General features: G+C 33.9%; 4 protein-coding genes and 1 tRNA gene. 1 reads left to right on the forward strand and 4 read right to left on the reverse strand.

The window, feature by feature from the left end; genetic code table 11:
- From dapB to WBQ70_RS02365, 4 genes are all read right to left on the reverse strand, one after another.
- The coding region (gene dapB / locus WBQ70_RS02350; protein ID WP_423910026.1) for a 4-hydroxy-tetrahydrodipicolinate reductase at positions 1-652 on the reverse strand (652 nt) is incomplete at its 3' end.
- 53 nt (positions 653-705) lie between these two features.
- A complete protein-coding gene (locus WBQ70_RS02355; protein WP_423910029.1) occupies positions 706-1,266 on the reverse strand; it encodes a DUF5683 domain-containing protein in 561 nt (186 codons plus the stop codon).
- Complete coding sequence (locus WBQ70_RS02360) at positions 1,266-2,165, reverse strand: ParB/RepB/Spo0J family partition protein (RefSeq protein WP_423910032.1); 900 nt, start codon at positions 2,163-2,165, stop codon at positions 1,266-1,268. Before WBQ70_RS02360 ends, WBQ70_RS02355 begins: the two co-directional genes overlap by 1 nt.
- Before the next feature lie 5 nt (positions 2,166-2,170).
- The gene (locus tag WBQ70_RS02365) at positions 2,171-2,938 is read right to left on the reverse strand and encodes a ParA family protein (RefSeq protein ID WP_423910035.1); all 768 of its coding nucleotides are present in this window, start codon (positions 2,936-2,938) and stop codon (positions 2,171-2,173) included.
- A gap of 236 nt (positions 2,939-3,174) precedes the next feature.
- Between WBQ70_RS02365 and WBQ70_RS02370 the strand changes: the two genes are divergently transcribed.
- Positions 3,175-3,249, forward strand: a tRNA-Pro gene (locus WBQ70_RS02370).
- Positions 3,250-3,360: the final 111 nt, after the last annotated feature.

Raw genomic sequence — 3,360 nt, forward strand, 5'->3', positions numbered from 1 at the left:
CTAACCACTCGGCAGCAACAACTGCTCCAAGAGCAAATCCTTCACGATTGTGAGCGGTATGTTTGATTTCGATACTGTCAATTCCTGAATCGTAAGTTACTGTGTGTGTTCCTGGTACTTCACCAGTGCGTACAGCATCAATAAGAATATCGCTTTCTGTTGCGTTTTCAAGCGCCCAATTGTTGTACTTGCTATTTTCGATCACTCCTTGAGCTAATGATATGGCTGTTCCACTTGGAGCATCCAGTTTATGAATGTGGTGAATTTCTTCCATAGTTACTTTGTAGCCATCAATATTAGCCATCATTTTAGCTAAATATTCGTTTAGGCCAAAAAACAAGTTTACGCCTAAGCTGAAATTAGAGCTAGAGATAAATCCACCGTTTTTTTCTTTACAAAGTGCTATCATTTCGTCATAACGGTCTAGCCATCCTGTAGTTCCTGAAACAACAGGGACATTAGCATGAAAGCAACTAGAGATGTTACTAACGGCAGCCATAGGGACACTAAAATCAATAGCGACATCAGCAGTTGAAAGTCCTTCATACGTATTGAATTCGTCTTTTTTCAAAACAATTTCGTGACCTCTTTCCAGTGCAATACGTTCAATTACTTGACCCATTTTTCCGTATCCTAATAGTGCAATTTTCATCTGTAATTTTTTATAAATTAAAAATATAAGTGGTTTATATTTTATAGTGTTTTTTAAAAGCTATAATTAATGGTGAGTCCCAAATTAGTTTTGGCATCCAACTCATTTTGGTACAATGTTGGTTTTAAAGATAAATTTTCATCAACATTAAATTGTATTAAAGCAGCATCTACATTTGCGTCAATAATATTTAGAATATAAAAACCAACAACAAATAATGATGATAGATCTCTATTGCGTTGATAGAATTTTTGTGCGCTAATCAATCTAGTATCGTCGAGGTAACTGTATTTATCATCTGTAAATCCTTCTAATCTTCGTTTATAGGCATCTCGAAAGGAATTGTATTTATCTTGACTGTCAAGATAAAAATAAAGACTCGTTCCAATAGCGGCATAAACCAAAGGGATTTTCCAGTATTTTTTGTTATATGCTTGTCCTAGTCCCGGTAAAATAGCCGAGTAAAATGCAGCTTTGGCAGGAGTAAGAGGGTCAATGTTATTCGATTTTAGTTGTCTTTTGGTAGTAATAAGCGTATCGGTTTTCATTTGTGAATAAACAAATGAATTTCCCAATATGAAAAAGAGTAAAAATATGGAGATTAGTTTATTCACTATCCGTTAATTAATTCGATAATTCGATTAAAATCCTCTTCTGATTTGAAAGGAATTGTGATTTTTCCTTTTCCATTACCTGTTACTTTAACGTCAACAAGATTTCCAAAATAGTTAGTAAAAGCTCTTTTTTGGTCTTCATTTATTTCGAATGATGAAGTTTTTGGTTTAGTCGCAGGTTTCGGTTTTAAACTTTCATGGTAATTTTTTACCAAAGCCTCCGTATCACGTACAGAAAGATTTTGGCTAACAATTTTTTGATATATATCTGTTTGGATATCTAAGTCTTCAATATTGATAATGGCACGACCATGTCCCATACTAATAAAACCATCTCTAATTCCTGTTTGAATGATTGGATCTAGTTTTAAAAGTCTTAAATAATTAGCAATAGTTGAACGTTTTTTTCCTACTCGGTCACTCATTTGTTCTTGAGTCAATTGGATTTCATCAATCAAACGTTGGTACGAAAGTGCAATCTCAATAGGGTCTAAATCGTGACGTTGAATGTTTTCTACTAATGCCATTACTAATGATTCATTATCATCAGCAATACGGATGTAGGCAGGAATAGAAGTTAGTCCCACAAGAGTAGAGGCACGAAGACGTCTTTCTCCAGAGATTAATTGGTATTTATTAAATTCTAATTTACGAACAGTGATCGGTTGAATAACCCCTAATTCTTTAATAGATACAGCAAGTTCTTTTAAAGCTTCTTCGTTAAAATTGCTTCGAGGTTGAAATGGATTTATTTCAATAGCATCAATTTCTAACTCAATGATATTTCCAACGACTTTGTCTGCATTTTTATCATTTGCCGATTTAATATCGTTTTCTGGATCTTTAAGTAGGGCAGATAAGCCTCTTCCTAAGGCTTGTTTTTTTATTGCTTTAGCCATAAAATTTAGTTGCTATTTTTTTTAATTACTTCTTCAGCAAGGTGTAGGTAATTAATAGCACCTTTGCTTGTTGCGTCATAGTTAATAATACTTTCTCCAAAACTTGGTGCTTCACTCAACTTAACATTTCGTTGTATGATTGTATCAAAAACCATATCGTTAAAGTGTTTTTGTACTTCCTCTACCACTTGATTGGATAATCTTAATCGAGAATCATACATAGTAAGTAATAAACCTTCAATATCTAAATCTGGATTATGTATTTTTTGAATACTCTTAATAGTATTCAATAATTTACCTAGTCCTTCTAGTGCAAAATACTCGCATTGAATAGGTATAATGACAGAATCAGCTGCAGTTAATGCATTTAATGTTAAAAGTCCAAGAGAAGGTGCGCAGTCAATAATGATATAATCATAGTCGTCTTTTATACTTTCCAGTGCCTTTTTAAGCATATATTCTCTGTTTTCTTTGTCTACCAATTCGATTTCGATGGCAACAAGGTCAATGTGTGCAGGAATAACATCAACGTTAGGAGCTGTACAGCTAATTATGGCTTCGGATGGTGTGTGACTGTGTTCTAGAATTTGGTAGGTACCAATTTCTACACTTTCTACATCAATTCCTACCCCAGAACTAGCATTCGCTTGAGGGTCAGCATCAATTAATAAAACTTTTTTTTCTAAAACGCCTAGGGAAGCTGCCAGATTTACTGATGTAGTAGTTTTTCCAACCCCTCCTTTTTGATTAGCAATCGCAATGATTTTGCCCATTTATTTAGTGTAAATTTTGAATGGTAAAAATACAATTATTTATGGTTTCTAAAAATCTAATTTGTTAACATTTGTTAATGCTTGATTCAGTACCTTTTGACTTAAATTTTTAAAGACGTTTTAATTTTATACCCTATCATATATAAGACTGTAACAGGTCTTAAAATAAAAAACTAAAGCTTTTGTGGAAAAAGTTTGTTTGAATGCGAAAAAGTTGTATATTTGCACCCGCGTTACGGGGTGTAGCGTAGCCCGGTTATCGCGCCTGCTTTGGGAGCAGGAGGCCGCAGGTTCGAATCCTGCCACCCCGACAAAATCCTCTCTGTTTTTCAGGGAGGATTTTTTTATTATAACAGTTTTTCTTGATCTTGTTAAGTGTGATGAAGATAGATAGTAAAGTAGGATTCTAATAATCTTGCGAG

The organism is Flavobacterium sp. (genome assembly GCF_049590715.1).
Classification (GTDB): Bacteria; Bacteroidota; Bacteroidia; order Flavobacteriales; family Flavobacteriaceae; genus Flavobacterium.